The 20,956-nt window shown below is 50.7% G+C and carries 17 protein-coding genes and 1 riboswitch; of the genes, 16 read left to right on the plus strand and 1 reads right to left on the minus strand.

The genetic code is table 11. From position 1 onward, the window contains the following. The first annotated feature begins 2 nt into the window (after window positions 1-2). The 14 genes from P9J64_00785 (at window position 3) to P9J64_00850 (ending at window position 16,577) form a co-directional block, all read left to right on the plus strand. The gene (locus P9J64_00785) at window positions 3-1,184 is read left to right on the plus strand and encodes a hypothetical protein (protein ID MDG5466850.1); all 1,182 of its coding nucleotides are present in this window, start codon (window positions 3-5) and stop codon (window positions 1,182-1,184) included. 184 nt (window positions 1,185-1,368) lie between these two features. Beyond that, a riboswitch (cyclic di-GMP riboswitch) is annotated at window positions 1,369-1,446 on the plus strand. 233 nt (window positions 1,447-1,679) lie between these two features. Next, window positions 1,680-3,116, plus strand: coding sequence for a sugar transferase (locus P9J64_00790; GenBank protein MDG5466851.1), 1,437 nt, complete (start codon window positions 1,680-1,682; stop codon window positions 3,114-3,116). Between the two features lie 58 nt (window positions 3,117-3,174). After that, window positions 3,175-3,642 carry a hypothetical protein gene (locus tag P9J64_00795; GenBank protein ID MDG5466852.1) on the plus strand — a complete coding sequence of 156 codons (468 nt, stop codon included), beginning with the start codon at window positions 3,175-3,177 and terminating at the stop codon, window positions 3,640-3,642. Window positions 3,643-3,759: 117 nt separating this feature from the next. Then, window positions 3,760-5,097 carry an outer membrane beta-barrel protein gene (locus tag P9J64_00800; protein MDG5466853.1) on the plus strand — a complete coding sequence of 446 codons (1,338 nt, stop codon included), beginning with the start codon at window positions 3,760-3,762 and terminating at the stop codon, window positions 5,095-5,097. A gap of 28 nt (window positions 5,098-5,125) precedes the next feature. Further along, window positions 5,126-5,920: a polysaccharide export protein gene (locus tag P9J64_00805; protein MDG5466854.1), complete on the plus strand. Its 795-nt coding sequence runs from the start codon at window positions 5,126-5,128 to the stop codon at window positions 5,918-5,920. 285 nt (window positions 5,921-6,205) lie between these two features. Further along, window positions 6,206-8,371, plus strand: coding sequence for a polysaccharide biosynthesis tyrosine autokinase (locus P9J64_00810; protein MDG5466855.1), 2,166 nt, complete (start codon window positions 6,206-6,208; stop codon window positions 8,369-8,371). Between the two features lie 160 nt (window positions 8,372-8,531). Next, window positions 8,532-9,230: a capsular biosynthesis protein gene (locus P9J64_00815; protein MDG5466856.1), complete on the plus strand. Its 699-nt coding sequence runs from the start codon at window positions 8,532-8,534 to the stop codon at window positions 9,228-9,230. 41 nt (window positions 9,231-9,271) lie between these two features. Continuing rightward, window positions 9,272-11,620 (plus strand): O-antigen ligase family protein, encoded by a 2,349-nt coding sequence (locus tag P9J64_00820; GenBank protein MDG5466857.1) that lies wholly within the window; start codon window positions 9,272-9,274, stop codon window positions 11,618-11,620. A 164-nt stretch (window positions 11,621-11,784) separates the two neighbouring features. After that, complete coding sequence (locus P9J64_00825; GenBank protein MDG5466858.1) at window positions 11,785-11,880, plus strand: sugar phosphate nucleotidyltransferase; 96 nt, start codon at window positions 11,785-11,787, stop codon at window positions 11,878-11,880. 198 nt (window positions 11,881-12,078) lie between these two features. Then, window positions 12,079-13,206 (plus strand): GDP-mannose 4,6-dehydratase, encoded by a 1,128-nt coding sequence (gmd, locus tag P9J64_00830; protein ID MDG5466859.1) that lies wholly within the window; start codon window positions 12,079-12,081, stop codon window positions 13,204-13,206. A gap of 256 nt (window positions 13,207-13,462) precedes the next feature. After that, on the plus strand, window positions 13,463-13,861 hold the full coding sequence (locus P9J64_00835; protein MDG5466860.1) for a GxxExxY protein: 399 nt from the start codon (window positions 13,463-13,465) through the stop codon (window positions 13,859-13,861). 41 nt (window positions 13,862-13,902) lie between these two features. After that, a complete protein-coding gene (locus P9J64_00840) occupies window positions 13,903-14,880 on the plus strand; it encodes a GDP-L-fucose synthase (protein MDG5466861.1) in 978 nt (325 codons plus the stop codon). Between the two features lie 124 nt (window positions 14,881-15,004). Next, window positions 15,005-16,432, plus strand: a complete 1,428-nt coding sequence (locus P9J64_00845) for a mannose-1-phosphate guanylyltransferase/mannose-6-phosphate isomerase (GenBank protein ID MDG5466862.1) — start codon at window positions 15,005-15,007, stop codon at window positions 16,430-16,432. Further along, window positions 16,389-16,577, plus strand: coding sequence for a hypothetical protein (locus tag P9J64_00850; protein ID MDG5466863.1), 189 nt, complete (start codon window positions 16,389-16,391; stop codon window positions 16,575-16,577). Before P9J64_00845 ends, P9J64_00850 begins: the two co-directional genes overlap by 44 nt. A gap of 89 nt (window positions 16,578-16,666) precedes the next feature. On the opposite strand, the gene rdgC is transcribed toward P9J64_00850, so the two are convergent. Further along, window positions 16,667-17,833, minus strand: coding sequence for a recombination-associated protein RdgC (gene rdgC / locus P9J64_00855; GenBank protein MDG5466864.1), 1,167 nt, complete (start codon window positions 17,831-17,833; stop codon window positions 16,667-16,669). A 438-nt stretch (window positions 17,834-18,271) separates the two neighbouring features. Here rdgC and P9J64_00860 point away from each other — a divergent pair, with 438 nt between their 5' ends. Further along, window positions 18,272-20,311 (plus strand): methyl-accepting chemotaxis protein, encoded by a 2,040-nt coding sequence (locus P9J64_00860; GenBank protein MDG5466865.1) that lies wholly within the window; start codon window positions 18,272-18,274, stop codon window positions 20,309-20,311. A gap of 10 nt (window positions 20,312-20,321) precedes the next feature. Further along, window positions 20,322-20,816, plus strand: coding sequence for a chemotaxis protein CheW (locus P9J64_00865; GenBank protein MDG5466866.1), 495 nt, complete (start codon window positions 20,322-20,324; stop codon window positions 20,814-20,816). The last annotated feature ends 140 nt before the right edge of the window (window positions 20,817-20,956 follow it).

Here is a 20,956-nt window from a genome sequence, read left to right on the forward strand (position 1 = left end):
TTATGTCTTTTGATTCCGGTGGAATAGCTTTTCATCCCTTTGCTGGCGGTGCCGCTTTACACAGGACAGGCGGCCATCGGCTCTGGGTTCTGAACTCCAGTTCGGCAGTTCTCTGGTGCTTGCTGGAGGAGCTCGGCGACACTTACGAGCTCGTTGGGGCCTACGCAGCTCATTTCCGAATTACTTCTGAACAGGCCCATGCTGATGTAAAGCTGGGCCTGGATCATTTTGTACGGGCCGGGTTGCTGCGAGAAGTGGTTGAGGAAACTCAAGAAAATCTCCCTCTAGATGTGGTTGACCCTTTAAATCGCTCTACCTATCCTTTGCCTATTGTTAAGTCCAGCTCCACTGCAGTTCGGAGCTTTCAGTTGGGGGGGCTCTCCTGGCAGGTGACCTGTTCCGACTCTGAACTGGGTGAAACATGGCTCTCTCCTTTTACCCATTTGTCTGCAGCGTTTGATGAACTCCATTGGCGCTTTGACCTGATGGAGGTCGATAACGAGTGGACGATCTGCGGTGATGGGGAGTTATGGTCGGAGCAGCTTTCGGCCGACCAGGTGCTTCCCAGCTTGCAGGCCGTGCTTTTTGGGTTGCTTTGTGCTGCGCAAGAACATCGCCTGTTGCTGCATGCCGCTGTATTGGTACGCGACGGCCAGGCGCTATTGTTGCCAGCGGAGGCGGGCAGTGGCAAATCGACCCTGACTTTGGCCTTGGCGGCGCATGGCTGGCAGGTTTACTCAGATGAATTGGCTCCTCTCGACCCTGTCTTGCTAAAGGTCGATCCATTTCCCTTGCCGATTGGCATTAAGAGTCGCTCTTTGAGCTCGCTGGCAGCCTGGTACCCTGAACTGGGGGAGGTTCCTGCCCACCGTCGTGCTGATGGCCAGCAGGTCCGCTTTCTGGGAGACCGCACCGCACCGCTGGCCGCATCGAATGCTGCTCCGGCAAAGGTGTCCCGTTTGATCTTTCCTTGCTACAAAGAGAATACAGAAACACGTTTGCGTCGTTTAGAGCCTCTTCACGCGCTTGAACTGCTTGCTTGCACAGGCTCATCGCAACGCGCCCTGACTGAAACAGATGTTGCCGCCTTGCTGACCCTTGCTGAAAAACGTGAATGCTGGCTGCTCGAGTATACCGAGGTCGCCGAGGCAGTAAAAGCCTTACGTGAAGAGAGTCTGGTTTGAAAGCTTTCATGTGTGGTGGATTGTCAAGGCCCACCTTCATCAAATGTGTTCCCTTCCAAAGTCTGACACGTTTAGGACAGGTATACAGCATAGCTGCGCTGCCTGCTAATTAATTGGTTTATAATAAAAAAAGTCTTGTTAATCCTTCCTGACTACTGTAATTTGTCAAAACTTTTCTTGCCTTCTCCGACAAGAGCAACTCCGGAGCAATCCGGATACGCAAAGTCAGGGGTCACAATGACGTGACCGCCCAACTACCGAAGAGAAGATCGCATTCCGGTTTCAGGGGGATTTGCTTTTGCAATTCCCTTGTGCAGTTATGACGGCCCTTCTTCGGAAATATCTGAGGGGGGTCTTTTTGCATTCAAGGGGAGTTGTCGATATCTGCTGGCAATTAAGAAAAGTTTGTTTGCCGTTGGCGGGTATTGGTTGGTGGAAAGCAATCGTTAACAACTTGACGGCAGTCGTCAAGTCAAGCATAAACCGGGGGGTACAATGCTACGTGAAGAGGGGTCCTTATTAAAACAAAAAGGTCTGAAGGTTCTCGACCTGCTGCTTACTTGCGTTGCATTTGGCCTCGCCTATGAGTTAAAGCAGTCTTGGCTGGGCGTTTTTTCCGGGCTTGTTGGCAACGTTAACTACCTGCTGGTTCTGTTGACGACTCTTATCTGCTGTGCTGTCAGCTACGATTTCTTTAATCTGCACAAAATCGAGCGCCGCGTCGATATCGATACACAATTCCGTAGTATTTTTAAAGCTGTTATTGCCGGTTCGGCATTGGCAGTTTTTTTGTTTTATGTGTTTAAATACGACCAGGTCAGCCGCTTGTTTTTTGCTTTTTTCATGATTTTTGATTTGCTGCTTCTCCTGGTGAGCCGGATGGTTATTGCTAAATTGGGCCTCTGGAGAAGTCGCGGCAGTATGGGCCATCGGCATGTCCTGGTGATTGGCAGCCTTGAGCGGGCCCGTGACCTGCTCAATCTTATGGCCTCTGACAGTGAACGTCGATTGGAACTGGTCGGATGCCTGGATCCTGATCCTGAGCGGGTTGGCAAGACGGTCGTTCCCGGGGTGACCGTACTCGGTACCATGGATGACTACGAATCAATGATTCTTGACCGGGCGATCGATGAGGTGGTGTTCGCCATGCCGTTGAAGTTGATCTCTGATGCCCGTGAACGGATCGGATTTGCCGAGAAAGTTGGGGTCAATGTGCGCGTTATGCCGGACTGGCAATTGCAGAAACTGATGTTTCAGCCTGAGATTGCTTCGATAACCGTGGAAAAATTCGCCGGTATGCCAACTCTGGCTCTTTCTTCCGTGCCGAGAAACGAATTCGAGTTGTTTCTCAAGTACCTGTTTGATCGAGTGGCGGCGGCCTGTGGCCTGATGTTTCTGGCCCCTCTCTTTGTTGCTCTGGCCCTGGTCATCAAGTTTAGCAGCAAGGGGCCTGTCTTCTTTCGCCAGGAGCGCAGCGGTCTGAATGGTCGCCTCTTCACTCTACTCAAATTCCGCACTATGGTTGAAAATGCAGAAGAGTTGAAAGCTGCTCTGGCCGATCAGAACGAAGTAGACGGACCGGTCTTCAAGATAAAGGCTGATCCTCGCATCACAATGGTAGGCCGGTTTTTGCGTAGAACCAGTCTCGATGAATTGCCACAGCTCATCAATATCCTGCGTGGAGAAATGAGTCTGGTGGGACCACGCCCGCCGATCCCTGCGGAGGTCAAGGATTACCAACCGTGGCAGCGTCGACGTCTTTCGATGCGGCCGGGTTTAACTTGTATTTGGCAGGTGAGTGGCCGCAATAATATCACCTTTGACAGGTGGATGGAGCTAGACCTCGAATACATCGACCATTGGTCCATCGGTCTTGATGCAAGGCTGCTCTTTAGGACTGTGCCTGCTGTCCTCTTTGGCAGTGGGCAATAAGATTCTGATAAACTAATATCCGTTATTTGTTGTGCTAATGAAAACGAAGGAGAAGCTCATGTTGCGTACTTTTTTGATAATGATCTGCTTGATTTTGCCGAGTTTACCGGTTTTTGCGGTCGAAGACGATGCTGAAAATCTGCTTGACGAGCAGATTGTAACGAACTGCGCTCTGGATGTTAGTGATGAGGTGGTGGCTATTTTTGAAGAACCTGGGCTGACTCTAGAAGAAATGCTCGGACGAGCCCTTGATGCCGACTCCAGCCTCTGTGGTGTCCTCTCTGTTGCGAAGAACAAGGGCTATTCTCAGGAACGGGTTCTTGAAATTTTGCTTTCTGGGATGTCTGGTTCTGTTGACGTACTTGTTAGGGCAGCAATTGATGCAGGCTATGATATGTTGGTTGTCGGTGAGATCTCAATTTCTTCAAGCCAACAGGTTTCGGTTGGAGAAGCGAGGGTTGACGGATCCTTAGGTGCCCTGGGCGGTTACGGTAGTGGTGAACCTGCTAGCCCTGCTTCTCTTTAATCCGTGGTTTTCTCTACATTTGATCTTTGCAGCCTCTCGCTTTCCGGGAGGCTGCATCTTTAATGAGCGGTTCTTTTTCGATGGGCCGTGATGATGAGTACTAATGGGGGTAAGATAATGAAGTCAATGAAATATGTCGTTGTAATACTGTTCCTTTCCTGTTCGATTTGGTTGTCGGCAAGCGATGCTGAAGCTGTGAGAACCTACGGGGAATCGGTTCTGATTGATGTTGATAATAAAGGCCGGGAAACGGAGAATCCAAAAGCTCTATATGCTGACGATATCTTCGGTTCGCAACGTGGTAACTGGCACCCGAGCTTAAGTCTCACCGGTTACTGGACGGACAACCTTTTCGAAACCTCGACCGATGAAGAAGAAGATTTTGTTACGGTTGTGTCGCCTGGACTATGGCTCGCCTTCCCGGCCCGTTTCGATCGTCCGGCGAGCGTGCCAGTGGTGACCAGGGCTCCCGGAGGTCTGGCTTACAGTTTGCTTGACGATACAGCAGAGTACGGTCTTTTTCAGGTCTACGCAGCCTATTCGGCCAACATAGAAAGATATAAGGACTTTTCCGACGAAGATGAAACCACTCACAATGCAGAAGGCAAGCTTGGTTTTTACCCCGGCCCCAAAACCAGGATCGAACTGCAGCACGTGTTTGATGAGAACCGTGAAGACTTTTCGACCGGAGGTGGTGCGCGTGACCAAGAGGATAAGTATACCGGCAACCTGACCAACCTCAGTGTTGGTTACCAGTTGACCCATCGCTTAAGCCTGGGCGTGTCTGGTAGTTACTACGACCTCGACTACAATGATAAGGTTAATGCGGCCCGTGAACGTGAAGACACGACTTTTGGCGGCAAGGTTGCTTTCGCGCTAACCGAAAAGCTCGATATCTTTGTCGAATACGTGCATGTTGATATCGACTATAAGTCGTTCAACAGTAACGATAGTGAAGAAAACCAGGCCTACGCAGGTCTCGCCTGGTCTGTGACTGAGAAAACCCGCGGCATGGCGAAGATAGGTTACAATAAAAAAGATTACGATAGTCAAACTCCTGATGAAGATGAACTTCAGGTGGAGTTGCAGCTCGGCTACCGATTCTCCCCCAAAACGGATCTGACTCTGCGTGGTCTGCGCAAGTTGAATGAAACAGACATTGTTGGCACTTCGGGCCGTTTGACTCATGCTGTGTCTGGTTCCGTGGCTTATGCCTTGACTCCGAAGGTTTCGACCTCTCTAAACCTTGGCTGGCAGCGCGATGAGTACCTTGAAAACAACGCTGGCCCGGATCGCGATGATGACTACTACAATGTTGGCGCTGCGGTGAGTTGGCAAGCACAACGTTGGTTGACCGCCACTTGCGGGTATGACCTGGTTGACCGTGATTCCAATGTCAATACTTATGATTACACCACGAATACCGCCTACCTCAGTTTGTCGGCGGCGCTTTAAAAAATTGGTCCCGGGAGTTTCTAAAGATATGACAAGGTTCGTTCTGATTGCCCTGTTGCTGCTGACGTCTTGCTGGAGTTCAGTATTTGCTGCAACGGATGATTACCACCTCGGTGAAGGAGACGTCCTGAGAGTGGGGGTTTATGATCATCAGGATCTCTCTCTGACAGCTCGAATCGGCGGTGACGGAACAATTTTATTCCCCCTGATCGGTCAGGTTGAAATCGCCGGCCTGACCGCTGCGGAGGCCGGGCAGAAGATCTCCCGGTTATTGGCTGATGGCTACATCATCAACCCGCAGGTTTCGATTTTTATTGAACAATTCCGTAACCGTAAAGTGGTGATGATGGGCGCTGTGACCAACCCCGGCCTTTACGAACTCTCCGGGCCGACCACTTTGCTGGAGTTGATCTCGAAGACTGGCGGTCTGAATAGTGAGTCGGGTGAAATAGCGACGATCCATCGTCAACAGCAAGCGGAGGGCTCCGATGAATTGATTCAGGTCGACCTGAAGCAACTGCTCGAAGAGGGGGCGCGCGATCTGGATGTTCTCCTGCGTGATGGCGACAATATCTTTATTGCCAAAGCAGATCTGGTTTATGTGACCGGGCATGTTAATAACACCGATGCTTATGCGGTTGATGACGAAAGTACCGTGCTGATGATGATTACCAGGGCCGGAGGTTTCAGTAAACTTGCCGCCAAGAGCCGTATCAGAGTGGTTCGCAAGGTCGGTGATGAGGAGAAAATCTTCGAGAAGGTTCCGATGAACATGCCAGTTCTTCCGGGCGATGTGATCGTGGTGCCGGAGAGCATCTTTTAGGATGGCTGGTGCATGGGCAAAGACATGATCTGAATGGGACGATGATTAACGCTGAAACGATGTGTTTATAGTAAAAAGAGGCGCTTTGGTTTTAAGCTTGATCAGCGGTTATCGCGTTAATCAGAGTCCTGTAAAAAGCTAGACTTTGATCTGTCCACTTCATTCCTGTAAATATTGTTTTTATTCCTTTAGATCTAAATTCATCGAGCATCATCTTTCAACTGCGTTCGATTAATTTTTTTCTGAAATAGCTTCTAACAGCTCACTGCTAATAAAGGTTTTTTTATGCAGATCGGTACACAAGACGTTCATCTTCGTGATTACTTGCGGATTATCAATAAGCGCCGTGTTTTGGTTGCCTCTGTTTTTCTGGGAGGCTTCCTGCTCGTGATACTGGCAGCTTTTTCCATGACCCCGCAATACAAGGGGTCAACCCGACTATTGATTGAAAAAGCCGCCAACGCTGATTTTCAGGACGAGTCGAGTCGGTTTGATCCCTATTTTTATTCCACGCAGTATGAACTGATCCAGAGTGACGCGGTCGGTCGCCGGGTGGTGCGCATGCTTGGTCTTGACAGTGAACCAGCTTCACTGCACGATGCCGCTATTTCAGGCGGCCTCGGTGGCTGGGTGACCAGTGTAATGAAGCTGGTCAAGAACGGCTTCGGCATGGGTGACGATGAGTCATCTTCCGCAAAAATTGAACCACAGTCGGAGATTCTGGCCCGGCAAATCAGTGCGGGTATCGAGGTCAGTCCATCACGTAAAAGTCGAATTGCAGAGATTAACTACTTTTCGACCGATCCTGAGTTCGCAGCCCAGGTCGCTAATTCGGTCGCTCAGGCTTATATCGAGGAAACCCTCGAAATGAAGCTCAATTTTACCCGCATCACGATCGACTGGATGACGCGCAAGGCTGAAGAAGAAGGAGCGAAACTGGAGGTTGCTGAAAATCGCCTGCAGCAGTACATGGTGGAGAACAACATCCTGACTCTGGGGGATCGTATGACCGTGACCCCGGAACAGCTTTCGCAATTGAGCAGTGACCTGCTGCAGACAGAGAGCAGGCGCAGGGAGTTGGAAGCTCTTTATGCAAAAGCCAGTTCGGTCATAAATCAGCCTGAGTTGGCAGAAGCCCTGCCTGCCGTTGCCAATGATCCGTCGTTGCAGATGTTGCGCAGCCAGATTCTGCAGGCAGAACAGCTTATTCTTGACCTGTCCAACAAGTTCGGGCCAAAGCACCCGACCATGAAAAAGGCGGTCAGTGATCTAGCCAGCTTGAAAAACAAGAAAAAACTTGAAATCAAAAGAATTATCGCTTCGATCGGCAATGAGTACGAGTTGGCGCGTAACAAGGAAGAGAGCCTTCAGGCACAGTTCAACCAGACCCAGGGCGAGGCGATGAATCTTAACCAGAAGGTCGTTCAGTATGCTGCACTGAAGCGCGATGTCGATGCCAATCGTCAACTTTATGACGCCCTGATGCTGAAGATCAAAGAGCAGAGCCTTACTCAGGACACCCAGCCGGTGAATGTCTGGATTGTAGAAAAGGCCACGGTCCCCACGTTTGCCGTGAAACCAAATAAAAAGAAGTTTTTGCTTGGCGGTTTTGTCGGTTGCCTCTTTCTGGGGATTGCTCTGGCGTTTTTTATTGAATATCTGGACAATACGGTGAAATCCCCCGAAGAGACCGAACGACGCCTGGGGATCAGTGTCCTCGGTGTTATTTCTCTCTGGGCGCAGGAGCAGGGAGAGGTGGAGAACGCGGTCAGCGAATCACCCCGGTCTGCTTTTGCCGAAAACTACAAGGCCTTGCGCGCCGCAGTTCAGCTCTCCAAGCCGGAGGGCGCTCCGAAGAGCATTCTGATTACCAGCCCGGGACCGTCGGCAGGCAAAACGACAACTGCGGTGAACCTGGCAACGGCGCTGGCACAATCTGAGAAGAAAGTTTTGTTGATTGATGCTGATCTGCGCAAACCGCGCGTACACAAAGTGTTCAGCAAATCGAACAAACATGGCCTTTCAAGCTACCTGAGTGGCGGTGATGGCAAGCAACTGCTGCAGAAGGGCCCCATAGAGAACCTGACTCTGATTACAGCCGGGCCGATCCCACCGAATCCGTCTGAATTGCTTTCGTCCAAGCGTATGGCCCAGATGATCGAAGATCTTTCAGCCAATTACGATGTTATTATTTGTGATTCTCCCCCCTTGATGTCGGTTTCTGATGCACGGGTTCTGAGCAATCTTTTTGAAGGGACGATTTTGGTGGTACGCGCGCATCTGACCCCCTTCGACCTGGCGCGCAAAGCGATCAAGTCGTTGGCCGATGTCAATGCGCCTTTGCTCGGTATGGTCATCAACGCGATCGAACTGAAGAAGAGTGATTATTACTACAACGATTATTACACGTCGTATGGTGACGAACCCGAAGAAGAGTCTGTGGAAAGCTGAGGGACTGGGGACTGGGGTCTGGAGACTGGCCAGGACGAAACAAGATCATAGTTGTTTGCTGTTGGCTCAGTTTGTCTCAATCCTTTTTTGTTTTTGATTGATTCCCTGTTCTAAAGGCACAATTCGCTTGTTACTCGTTACAGCTCAATGGCCTCACTCTATGATGGACATTCACTGCCATATCCTACCGGGGGTTGATGACGGCCCGGCGAACATGGAAGAATCTCTGGCTATGGCCCGTTTGGCCGTGTCTGATGGTATCGACACGGTCTTTGCCACGCCGCACGTCTATCTCGACGGGTTAACCAGTGATGAAATCAAAGAACATGCTGCTGCTCTGCAAAAGACAGTGACGGCCGCTGGTCTTGGTTTGAAAATCCTGTCTGGCGGGGAGGGCAGCAGCAGCCTCGAGTTTGAAAGTTTATGCGGTTATCTTTTGCATAATGGTCCCTACCTGCTCCTCGAGTTCCCCCTTAGTCATCTGCCTGCCGATGCCCCTGAACTGATTTTTGAGCTGGCCGCGCAGGGGAAAATCCCGATTGTTACTCACCCGGAACGTAATCCTGACATCCTGCGCAACCCTGACCTGCTCGTACCTCTCCTCGATGCCGGCGGTCTGCTCCAGTTGACGGCTGAAAGCCTGACCGGAGGCTTCGGTGCCGAAATCCGGGCCTGTGCCCGTCACCTGTTGCGGCGTGGCTGGTCCCATTTTCTGGCTTCGGACGGTCATTCTGCGACCTGGCGAAAACCTGTGCTCAGCAAAGGCTTGCAAGTCGCTCGGAAGCTGATTGGTGCAGACCGGGCACGGGCTTTAGTACTCGATAACCCGGCCCGCGTCATCTCCGGTGATTCCCTTTGAAATGGCGCAGACAAGTAAAAGATAATTCCCGGACGGGACTTATGCCTGGCTTGTTGATCCTTTCCCTTGCCATTCTTATGACTGCTCCTCTGTCCAGCGGATCCACTGGTTACTGGTCGTTGGCTGCGATGGAAACAGGCTGTTTTGTCCTGCTGACTCTGGTTCTGGTGGGGAGAAGGTCGAACTTCCTGAAACCGGTTGGCTGGCTGCCTCTATTGTTGTTGACCGGGTTTTGTCTGCTTCAACTCCTGCCCTTGCCTCCATCTCTGCTTTCCTGGCTGTCTCCGGAAACCGCTGCGCGCTATCAGGAGAGTATCTGGCTAATTCAGCCGGAAAGCTGGATGCCTTTGAGCCTGCACCCGAAGGTGACTTTGATGACCTTCTGGCGTCTGTTTGCCTGCGCCGTTTTTTTTCTAGCATTGATCCAGATTCTGAACAGCCTTCGTCGCTTAAAATTGTTTGTTACAGCGCTGGTTGCTTTCGGCGGCCTGTACGCAGCTCTCGGGCTAGTGCAATACCTGTTTCCTTCCGATCGGGTTTTCTGGTTTTTCATTGAGTGGCCGGAACGTACAGCTCATCATTTTGCCACCTACGTAAATGGAAATCATTTTGCCGGCTTGATGGGGATGATTATGCCTTTGGGCCTGGCCTTGGCAGTTTACGGTCTGCCCCGAAAAATCTACAGTGGCTGGAGAGAAGGCCTCGTTGAGTTTTTCTCCAATCCCGATATGGCCTCGTTTGCCTGGGTTGTGCTCGCGACACTGCTGATGGGGACATCCATCTTTTTCAGCCTCTCTCGTGGCGGTATCCTGGCTTCTCTGGCAGCCATCACCTGTTTTTTGCTACTCTTTGCCTTGCTTGGCCCAGATAGAAAACGTCTTGTCATCCCTTGTCTTGTCATGGTTCTGATCCTGGGCGGCGTTGGCTTGCTTGGCTGGGAGCCGGTGTTTGAGAGATTCTCAGCAGTACGGACCGATACCGGAGAATTAAACACTAAACGAACTGATTACTGGATGGACAGTATGGAGAGTGTTGCGGCTTATCCATTCTTTGGTACTGGCTTTGGTACTTTCGCAGACGCTTATCCACGGGTGCAGAGCGTGACAACAAGCAAACTGGTTGCCCATGCCCATAACGATTATGTAGAACTGGTTGTTGAAGGTGGTCTGGTAGGTGCTTTCCTTGCAGTCTGGTTCGTCCTCGAGGTTGTCGTTCGTTCTTTTCTGGCCAGCCGCAAACGCCGAAACCCGCTCTCTTTTTATCTGTGGCTTGGAGCGACAACCGGGCTTGTTTCTGTGCTCCTTCACGGCCTTACTGATTTTAACCTGCAGATTCCGGCGAACAGTTTGTTTTTCTTTGCCCTGCTGGCTCTATTAATCTCTGCCGCTCATACCCGCTCTCGCAAGGCCGGTCCACGATCTGAGTTGCGGGACTGGAAACCATCCAGGATGCATCTGTTTGTTGGTCCTGCAACTCTGCTGATACTGGCCGTAGGTTTGTGGTATGGTTTTGCTTCAGCTGTCGCCGCTTATCATCTTGAAAGCACCGGGCCGTTCACTCAAAATCATCTTGCTGATGAAGCGTTTAATGCGAAGCTGACGAACAAAATAACTGCAGGCGTTGCACTCGACCCGTTTTCAGATCGTCACCGCTTTGCTCTAGGCCAGCTTGCCCAATCTGGAGCAAGGGAAGGGGAGGCTCGTGAATACTTTACCCAAGCCCTTTCCCTGGCGCCCACATCAAGTTTATATTTGCATCGCCTGGCCCAGGCCTTGATCGCTGATGGGGAGACAGAAGCGGTTGCTGAGCTTCTTACCTCGGCGGCCCTTAATGACCGTACTGAACCCGCACATTGGAAAGATCTTGGGAACTGGTACATTGCCCGGGGTGAAAAGAAAAAAGCTCTTGAAGCGTTTAAGCAAGTGTTGGGGTTGCGACCCTTGCAGACCAGGCCTCTTCTTGCACATCTGATTGTGCAGGGATTTACCGATCGCGAGCTGGAGCAGTCTATCCCCGACCATCCGGAGTCTCACCTACAGATTGCAGAGTATCTGCATGGGGTCGGCTCCGGCGACCGAGCTGTCGTGCACCTGGAAGAGGCCATGATGCTTGCCAGTGGATCCGAATGGGAGAGGCCTTTAGTTTTTAGTCGTGTCGCTGATTATTACCTCCGAAGCCAGCAGGTGCCTCTAGCTTTTCTTGTGTTGAAGCGCGGACTTCAACAGTACCCCGAGAACCCTGCTATACTCTGGAAACTGGCAAACCTCTCGGAGCGTGAAAATCTGACCTATCAGGCTATGAGCTATTATCGTAAACTGCTTTTGTATGCTCCTGAGAACAAAAACGCCCGTATCCGGCTGCAGGCTCTCGGCGATAATGGTAATCAATAAAGACGTGCGCGAATAGTTTGGGGCGATGCAAACAGCCAAATAGAAGTCAGAACCTTTCATCTTATCATGCGAAATATTTTTTAAAACGGTATCACGTTCACCTGTCAGCGATACGCCGCCCAATTTATAAAGATCAAACTCTTAATAAAATCGTACCATTTGTTTTGTCTGGTGGCTCAGGAACTGGTTTCTGGCCACTCTCGAGAGAACTCTATCCGAGACAACTGAACTGGTTGCGTAAAAGGTTGGAGACGTTATAACTGTAAAGGTTGAGTTGGAAGCTATAGTGTTAAGATCGTTGGGAGGGATGGGAGTATAGTTGACCTTTAACCATTGAGCCTAAAAACTTATGTCTAACATCGTATAATAAGCTACAAGCTTTGTTTATTGACAAGGGGCTGTTCTCGACTACTTCCTACAACTTAAAACTTAAGCCGTGCCACCTATGGAGGGTTTCAATGTCAAAAGTAGCACTCATTACCGGCGTCACCGGTCAGGACGGGGCGTATCTCGCCGAGTTCCTGTTGAAAAAAGGTTACATCGTCCACGGTGTTAAGCGCCGTGCTTCGTTGTTTAATACTGATCGCATCGATCATCTTTACCAGGACCCTCATGTTGAAAATCGTAACTTCGTGCTTCACTATGGCGACCTGACCGATTCGACCAATTTGATTCGTATTATTCAGGAGGTCCAGCCGGACGAGATCTACAACCTAGCGGCGATGTCACACGTGGCGGTCTCTTTTGATACGCCTGAATATACAGCCAATGCCGATGGTCTAGGCACGCTGCGTATTCTCGAGGCGCTGCGTATCCTCGGTCTCGAGAAAAAGACCCGTTTCTATCAGGCCTCAACCTCGGAACTCTACGGTAAAGTGCAGGAGACTCCGCAGACCGAGACCACACCTTTCTATCCACGTTCTCCCTACGGTATTGCAAAGCTCTATGGCTACTGGATCGTAGTCAATTACCGTGAGTCTTACGGCATGTTCGCTTGTAATGGTATCTTGTTTAATCATGAGTCGCCGATCCGCGGTGAGACCTTTGTCACGAGAAAAATTACACGAGCCGTGGCTCGAATGTCGTTAGGACTGCAAGAGTGCCTGTATCTAGGCAACCTCTCGGCGCTCCGCGATTGGGGGCATGCTCGTGACTATGTCGAAGCCCAGTGGTTGATGCTGCAACAGGATGAACCCGAAGATTTCGTGATTGCTACCGGTAAACAGTATTCGGTGCGGCAAATGGTCGAGACGGCTGCCGGTGAACTCGGCGTAACACTGCGCTGGGAAGGCGACGGTCAGGAAGAGGTGGGTGTTGTGGATAGCGTTGCTACTGATCGGGGCGTACTGGCTGGGGCTTTGCAGCCAGGCCAGGTGATTGTTCGTGTAGATTCACGCTACTTCCGTCCAGCAGAGGTGGAGACGCTGCTCGGCAACCCAGCCAAGGCCAAAGCCAAGCTAGGCTGGGAACCGAAAACCACTTTCGAGCAACTGGTGATCGAGATGGTCCGTTCCGACCTGGAGAGCGCTCGCCGTGATGAACTGGTTAAAGGCCACGGCTATCAGGTTTTCGACTATCACGAATAGCATTTGACTCTAACCATGACGCACTTGATGGAAGCGATATTTTATAGGTTCACCCATCGTGTTCATCATGTACATCAAGGTCAATATGTCTTTGTTTTTGTTTGTTTATTTCTAGGCTTTTGTTTTAACCATGATGCACTTGATGAACATGATGTTTTAAACCTTAGCTATCGAGTTCATCATGTACATCAAGGTGGTTTTTTTTGACTTTTTATTGTTATTCTTTTGTTTCAATTTGGATTGTTAGGGGGGGGATATGCTTCATAAAGAATTGACCGAGAAGATCCTCGGTGCGTGTTTTGAAGTCAGTAATGAGTTGGGTTGCGGTTTTCTAGAATCTGTTTATGAAAAAGCTCTTTCTGTTGTTTTAAAATCTTATCGTCTGAAAGTTGAGAGTCAGGCTGTCTGCAAGGTAAATTTTAGACACCATTGTGTTGGTGAGTTTCGTGCAGATTTGCTGGTCGAAGATAAGGTTATCGTTGAATTGAAAGCAGTTAAAGCCATTGCTCCAGAACACTTTGCTCAAACCATGAATTATCTTAAAGTCTCTGGCCTCGATGTTGGCCTTCTTGTTAACTTTGGCAGGCCACGGCTTGAGTATCAAAGAATTCACACTCCTGTTCTCAGCCAGAAGAATCGTCTTGCTACAACTTAAATACATCACGTTAATCAAGTCCATCAAGGTTGATAAAAATTATGAATACTAGCTCAAAAATATTTGTTGCAGGTTCCAATGGTCTGGTTGGGTCAGCAATTGTGCGTCGTTTGCTGTCCGGTGGTTACACGAATCTGCTGACACCGGAGATCGATGAGCTTGATCTGACAGACCCTAAGGTTGTGGCGGAGTTTTTTGCCGCTGAAAAGCCGGAATACGTGATCCTGGCCGCGGCTAAGGTGGGTGGCATTCACGCCAACAACACCTATCCGGCCGATTTCATCTACCTGAACCTGGCGATTCAGAACGCAGTGATCCACCAGGCTTATCTGCATGGTGTGAAGCGCCTGCTATTCCTGGGCTCTTCCTGCATCTATCCCAAAGCGGCGTCTCAGCCGATGGGCGAGGATGCTCTGCTGACCGGTTTGCTGGAACCGACCAATGAGCCTTACGCGTTGGCCAAAATTGCCGGTCTGAAGATGTGTGAATCTTACAACCGTCAGTATGGCACCAAGTTTGTGGCGGTGATGCCGACCAACCTTTATGGGCCTGGGGATAACTTCCACCCGGAGAACTCACATGTTTTGCCCGCGCTCATTCGCCGCTTCCATGAGGCGAAGGCAGAGGGACGCGAAGATGCTGTAACCATCTGGGGCACCGGCACACCGATGCGGGAGTTCCTGTATGTGGACGACATGGCAGATGGTTGTGTTTTTGTGATGGAGTCTGACGATGAGACTTTAGCTGAAACGCTGCTGAATTATCCTGACCCCTGTTTCCTGAATCTTGGCACCGGCGTTGACGTGACGATCCGGGAACTGGCTGAGACAGTCAAGGATGTGGTTGGCTATGAGGGTGGCCTGGAATTCGATTCGACCAAGCCGGACGGCACCATGCGCAAGCTGCTTAATGTTTCTCGGGCGAAGAACATGGGTTGGGAAGCAAAGGTTTCCTTACGTGAGGGGATTGAAAAGACGTATCGGTGGTTCCTGAAAAATAAGGATAATTTTAGAAAATAAAATCTTTATTAACCATGATGAACGGGATGGATGTAAACATGTTTGGTTTTTGGTCTATCGTGTGTATCTAGTCCATCATGGTTAAATAGCTTTTCTGGTTTAGTGCTTTATCTAAGGGGTTTTTATGATTGTACCAGTAATTCTAAGCGGTGGAGCAGGCACCCGCCTGTGGCCCTTATCCCGCGAACTTTATCCAAAACAACTCTTGCCGCTGGTCGGTGAACGAACCATGCTACAGGAAACCGTGCTACGCCTGGAAGGTCTCGCTGACCTGGGTGCTCCACTGGTGGTCTGCAACGACGCTCATCGTTTTATGGTTGCCGAGCAGTTGCGCGAGGTGGAGCAGGCGGCGGAGACTGTGATCCTGGAGCCGGTTGGCCGTAACACGGCTCCGGCCGTTGCTGTGGCGGCTCTGCAGGCTATGGCCGACGGTTCGGATCCGCTCCTGCTGGTGTTGGCTGCCGATCATGTGATCCGCGACGCCGCGGCTCTCTGTGCTGCCGTCACGGACGGTGTTGATGCGGTGCAGGGCGGTGCGCTGCTGACCTTTGGTATTGTGCCGACAGCACCAGAAACCGGCTACGGTTATATCCGTAAGGGACAGTCTTTAGCTTCCAGTCCGCAGCTTTCAGTTGAGAATATCTTTGACGTTCGGGAGTTTGTTGAAAAACCTGATCTGGCGACGGCCGAGAAGTACCTGGCGAGCGGCGATTATTACTGGAACAGCGGTATGTTCTTCTTTAAGGCTTCGGTCTATCTTGCGGAGCTCGAGAAAGCTGCACCGGAGATGTTGGCGGCCTGTCGAAAGGCCTGGCAGGGGCGGGCGGCTGATCTTGATTTTACTCGCCTGGATGCCGAGGCTTTTGCGGCTTGTCCCTCTGATTCCATCGATTATGCGGTGATGGAGAAGACCGATCGCGCCGTGGTGATTCCACTCGATGCCGGCTGGAGCGATGTTGGCTCCTGGGCGGCGCTCTGGGAGGCTGGTGAAGCCGATGGCCAAGGCAATGTCAGCAGTGGTGATGTAAGCGAAGTTGCCTGTAAAGACAGTTACTTCTACTCTGGCTCACGTCTGGTTGCGAGTATCGGTCTTGAGAACACAATCGTGGTTGAGACGGCTGATGCTGTGCTGGTTGCCGCCAAGGATCGTGTTCAGGAGGTCAAAGAGATCGTCTCCCGGCTCAAAACACAAAACCGGGAAGAATACCTGCTGCACAAACGCGTCAACCGTCCCTGGGGTGCCTATGAGGGTCTTGATGCCGGAGACGGCTTCCTCGTCAAACGAATTACAGTCACGCCTGGGGCAAGGCTTTCACTGCAAAGCCACCAGCATCGCGCCGAGCATTGGGTTGTTGTGCGTGGGGTTGCTGAAGTGACCTTGGAGAATGTTGTGCAGACGGTTGAGGCCAACCAGTCGATCTATATCCCGATTGGCCATAAGCACCGCTTGGCCAACCCAGGTGATCAGATTCTTGAGATCATTGAGGTGCAGACGGGGGCTCTGTTGAGTGAAGATGATATTGAGCGGTTTGATGATCAGTATGGTCGGTAAGCTTTTGTTCACCACAGAGGGCACAGAGGTCACGGAGACAACCGAAGTATCCCGGTCCAAGGCTTATGCGATCTGGTTGTTGAATCAGCGACGTCGTGATGAGGCCTTTACCGTACGGTCTGACCATGGTGCCAGCTCAGACTAGCGATTTTTTGACCCAGATGGCGTTATGTGTAGACAACAAAGCCCGGCTGAATTTTCAGCCGGGCTTTGTTACGAACTGTCGTAATGGTTTTAAGCTTGAGCCAAAGCAGTCCTGATCTCCTGCTCCTTCTGTGCCCAACCCTGGTCGAGGCGCTGCGCAAGGAAAGTCGCAAAAAGGCTGTTAAAGAGCTGTAAGCCTTCTTCTAACAGATACATCCTTTCAAAGAAAACCGCTTCGCGTTCCATCTCCGGATCTGTGATGTCATCCTTTTCCAGGGTGACAGCCGGAGCCTTGAACGATGCAAAATGAAAAGTGTCGCCTTTCAGAGTCATTTTCCACTGCTTATCCTGCTTCTCTATGTAAAGGACTGCCTCGTGAATCTCTTTGCCCCCCTGTAAGGCTGTGCGGACCTCACTGAAGTGATCCTGCGGTCCGGTGACCGTGACTTTCTGTACGCCGCTTTCACTACTGAAGGCCAAGAGCAGACGATCGTTGAGGTAGGCGACAAAACTGTCGCCAGCGTCTGCAGGCCCCGGTTGATTTACGGCGTATTCAGAGGCGGCGTTCATCGTCTCGTGCATCAGCCAGAGCAGGAAATCGGTGCCGAGCCACTGGTTCGCTTCGATCTGCTCCAAAACCGCATCACTGCCGCTGCGATTGGCCTGGCTGAGGGCAGGTTGCAGAGCTTCGTCGATCACCTGGCCCGCACGCGCGATAGGGTGTATCGGCACCAGGCGCAAACCTTCAAAGCTCTTCTTGAACTGGTCTACAAAGAGATCAACTGCATTTGTGCCGAGGGCGCTGAAGGTGATCATGTTGCTGCGGGTATCCCAGACGGCATCGTAGATCGCCGGCGCTGGCAGGGTTTTTGAGAAAAGGTTGCCGCGCACGGCGTCACGCAGATCTTCGCGTTGCTGCTTGGGGACGCGTTTGAATTGCGGATTGGCTGCCAGCCACTCTTCTTCAGCTTTTAGAATATAGGGTTTGAGTAACGCGGTTGGCAGCTTGCGTTGGTCGCGACGCAGGGAGAAGGCCAGGTAGTGATCGTGCTGGAACGTATGCAGGCCGTTAAAGTCGCTTTCCTGATAATCATCCAACTGCACCCAGCCACTCGATAGCTCTTCACTGGTTTGTTCTATGGAACGAAAACCGTCATTGGCAAGACCTTCGCCGACCCAGGTCGCCAGATCAGTCGCTGGCATAGTGCCGAGCACCTGGAACTGACAGATGCTGACGGTGTTGTTGAGTATACCCATGATTTCTCCTCTAAAAGTAAGTTGACAAGGGCTTAAGGTGTTACACCTTTTGCGAAGAGAGGGCAAGGGGAAACTCTGCCAATCCAGTCGCATTCTTCTGAGATAAAGTTCTCACTGATCAAGGTTTCAGTTTGTATCTTTACGGGTGACACAGTTTTGTGACTTTCTGAGTTGTGTCAGAAGCATTTGTCTTTTGGTGATTGGCTCATAACAACCAGATTAAATGAAAATAATATTTATTTTAATCCTTTTTAAATTAGGCTTTTTGCTCCGTGCAGGTGTTTCCGAGAGGGGTGAAATCAAAATTGGCCTGCTGTTTGCGAGAGCTGCGGTAAAGAACACGAGACATTTCTTTATAAAGTCGATAGGGGAAAGCAACTATTGACTCAAAAGAAAAATAACCGCCCTTAAGGGGCCGATGTTTTAGGAGTAAAGCAGATGAAGATTGGATCAAAGTTAGGGCTCGGATTTGGCGTTATCCTGATTCTTTTAACCGTTGTCGGATTGACCGGTATTTATCAACTCGATGAAGTCATCAGCGGATACCAGGATGATGTCAAGGTTCAATGGAATCTGATGGAAGACGCTGATATGATGGTTACAGATATTCTTCAAGTGCGTCGGAGTGAAAAAGACTTCCTGATGCGTAAAGATCTGAAATATCAGGACAGGGTTAACAAGTTCCTTGATTCTGCAGTGGAAAGGGCCGAGCGACTAAAAACCAACGCAACGAATCCTGCCGTGATGCAAAAAGGCAAAGATATGCAGGGCCATCTTGCAGATTATCGTAGCGGTTTTAAAAAGTTTGTTGATGCTCAGGTCGACATGGGGCTCGACGAAAAGTCCGGGGTCTACGGTTCCTTCCGTACTGCGGCTCACAATGTTGAGCAGGTCTTGAAAGATAACAACTTCAATGCTGGCGAAGTACTGTACCTGACAATTCGTCGTCACGAAAAAGATTACATGCTGCGTAGTGACGCCAAGTACATGAAGCGCGCTGATGCAGCCATTGAACAGTTACAAGATCTGGTCAATGGTTCCGACTTGGATCTTTCGAAAAAGGAGCAAATCTTTGCTCAGCTGGGTAGGTATGAAAAGGACTTCGACACCCTGGTTGCAAAGGATCATGAGATAAAGGCTCTGCTTGCCAATATCAAGAAGTCTGCAGATGTGACTATCGTTACGGCTGAAGCCATCGAAGAGCTGGTTAGCCAGGACCTGGCAGAGCAAACAAGCCTCATCAATAAATCCGCGTCACTGGCCAAAACCGTACTCTGGGGTGTGATTGGCTTCGGGATAGTTGTGGGCTTGTTATTTGCCTATTTCTTCGCAAGGAGTATCTCTGTGCCAATGAGCAAGGCTGTAGCAATGATTCAGGACATGAATGCCGGCAACCTGGATCAGCGCCTCGATATGCAGCGTAGTGACGAGATCGGTCAGATGGCTGTGGCCCTTGATCATTTTGCAGACAATATGAAGAACGAAGTGTTGGCTGCATTTGACGCTTTGTCAGAAGGAAACTTTACCTTCAAGGCTGAGGGTGTTATCCGTGAGCCCCTGGCAAAAGCGAATGCTGCTTTGTCGAAAGTTGTTGGGCAGATGCAGGCTTCTTCGTTGAATGTTTCTGCGGGTAGCCAGGCGATCAGCGCGAGTGCCGAGGAAATGTCGCAGGGTGCTTCTGAGCAAGCGGCAGCGGCCGAGGAAGCTTCTTCCAGTATTGAAGAGATGACTGCTAATATCCGTCAGAATGCAGACAACGCCATGCAGACAGAAAAGGTTGCCATCAAGGCCGCCAATGATGCCCTGGAAGGCGGTGTGGCAGTTAATAAGACTGTCGGGTCGATGCGCGAGATTGCTAACAAAATAGTGATTATCGAAGAGATCGCCAGACAGACCAACTTGTTAGCATTGAATGCCGCGATTGAGGCTGCGCGTGCCGGAGAACAAGGTAAAGGTTTTGCTGTTGTTGCCGCTGAAGTCAGGAAGCTTGCAGAACGCAGTCAAGTCGCTGCCGGCGAGATTAATGAGCTTTCGAGCGGCAGCGTCGAAACGGCAGAAGCTGCCGGCAAGATGCTTGAAGTCATGGTGCCTAACATTCAGAAGACTGCGGAGCTGGTTCAGGAGATTGCTGCTGCCAGCCGCGAGCAGGATGCGGGGGCAGAGCAGATCGCCAAAAGCATACAGCAGCTTGATAGCGTGATTCAGCAGAATGCTTCTGCTTCGGAAGAGATGGCTTCTACCGCTGAAGAACTTTCCGGTCAAGCGGAAGTGTTGTCAGAGATGGTCGCTTCGTTTGTTGTTGCAAATGGTGGAGAGTCTCTTGATTCTCTGGCAACCTCCAGCCCGATGACAGCTGCTAAAGCTCAGCCGCAGATCAAACATTTTAGCAGCGACTCAGCATCTGTGAGAAAAAGCGATGAGCAGGTTGAAATCGTCGGAAGTGTTGACGCTCAAGACAACGATTTTGAACAATATTGAGGAGCTTTTCATGGAAGAGAGCAGTTCAGTTAACAGTAAACAGTATGTCACCTTTTGCCTTGCAGGTGAGCTCTTCGGCGTCGAGGTCAGTCGCACTCGAGAGATCTTGAGTGTGGTCTCGGTGACCAGTGTTCCACAGACACCGGATTACATGCTTGGTGTTATCAACCTGCGCGGTCAAGTGGTTCCTGTTATCGATATGCGCCTTAAGCTGGGTTTGCCGGCCGCTGAGGAAAGTCAGGATACCTGCATAATTGTTGTAGAAGTTCTGGTCGATGGTGAACCGATCGTTGTCGGAGCCTTGGCGGATGCGGTTCGCGAGGTCCTCGAGATTCGTTCGGATGCGATTGAGCCTCCACCGCGCCTGGGCACCAAACTGAATACCGAGTTCATCAAAGGGATGGGCAAGGTCGAGGAAGAGTTTTTGATCCTGCTTGATATCGACAAGGTCTTTAACAGTGATGAACTTTCTCTGGTCCAGGATATGACAGAGGAAACTGTTTAACCTGAAGCCGTTAGTAAAAAAACGGGGGCTCTTCTGGAGCCCCCGTTCTCCTTTCTCGCTCCCGTTTCCCCCTCTCGTCATAGAATGTCTCTGTAAAACCCTTATAGGCTCTTCTGGGCGATGCGCAAAGATGCAGAGGG

It is taken from the genome of Deltaproteobacteria bacterium IMCC39524, assembly GCA_029667085.1.
Taxonomy (GTDB): Bacteria; Desulfobacterota; Desulfuromonadia; order Desulfuromonadales; family BM103; genus M0040.

Coding starts and splice junctions, on each gene's coding strand:
- P9J64_00810 (MDG5466855.1), top strand. CDS start 6,206: ATGCAGATCGGTACACAAGACGTTCATCTTCGTGATTACTTGCGGATT.
- P9J64_00795 (MDG5466852.1), top strand. CDS start 3,175: ATGTTGCGTACTTTTTTGATAATGATCTGCTTGATTTTGCCGAGTTTA.
- P9J64_00805 (MDG5466854.1), top strand. CDS start 5,126: ATGACAAGGTTCGTTCTGATTGCCCTGTTGCTGCTGACGTCTTGCTGG.
- P9J64_00790 (MDG5466851.1), top strand. CDS start 1,680: ATGCTACGTGAAGAGGGGTCCTTATTAAAACAAAAAGGTCTGAAGGTT.
- gmd (MDG5466859.1), top strand. CDS start 12,079: ATGTCAAAAGTAGCACTCATTACCGGCGTCACCGGTCAGGACGGGGCG.
- P9J64_00845 (MDG5466862.1), top strand. CDS start 15,005: ATGATTGTACCAGTAATTCTAAGCGGTGGAGCAGGCACCCGCCTGTGG.
- P9J64_00785 (MDG5466850.1), top strand. CDS start 3: ATGTCTTTTGATTCCGGTGGAATAGCTTTTCATCCCTTTGCTGGCGGT.
- P9J64_00840 (MDG5466861.1), top strand. CDS start 13,903: ATGAATACTAGCTCAAAAATATTTGTTGCAGGTTCCAATGGTCTGGTT.
- P9J64_00800 (MDG5466853.1), top strand. CDS start 3,760: ATGAAGTCAATGAAATATGTCGTTGTAATACTGTTCCTTTCCTGTTCG.
- P9J64_00860 (MDG5466865.1), top strand. CDS start 18,272: ATGAAGATTGGATCAAAGTTAGGGCTCGGATTTGGCGTTATCCTGATT.
- P9J64_00820 (MDG5466857.1), top strand. CDS start 9,272: ATGCCTGGCTTGTTGATCCTTTCCCTTGCCATTCTTATGACTGCTCCT.
- P9J64_00815 (MDG5466856.1), top strand. CDS start 8,532: ATGATGGACATTCACTGCCATATCCTACCGGGGGTTGATGACGGCCCG.
- rdgC (MDG5466864.1), bottom strand. CDS start 17,833: ATGGGTATACTCAACAACACCGTCAGCATCTGTCAGTTCCAGGTGCTC.
- P9J64_00835 (MDG5466860.1), top strand. CDS start 13,463: ATGCTTCATAAAGAATTGACCGAGAAGATCCTCGGTGCGTGTTTTGAA.
- P9J64_00865 (MDG5466866.1), top strand. CDS start 20,322: ATGGAAGAGAGCAGTTCAGTTAACAGTAAACAGTATGTCACCTTTTGC.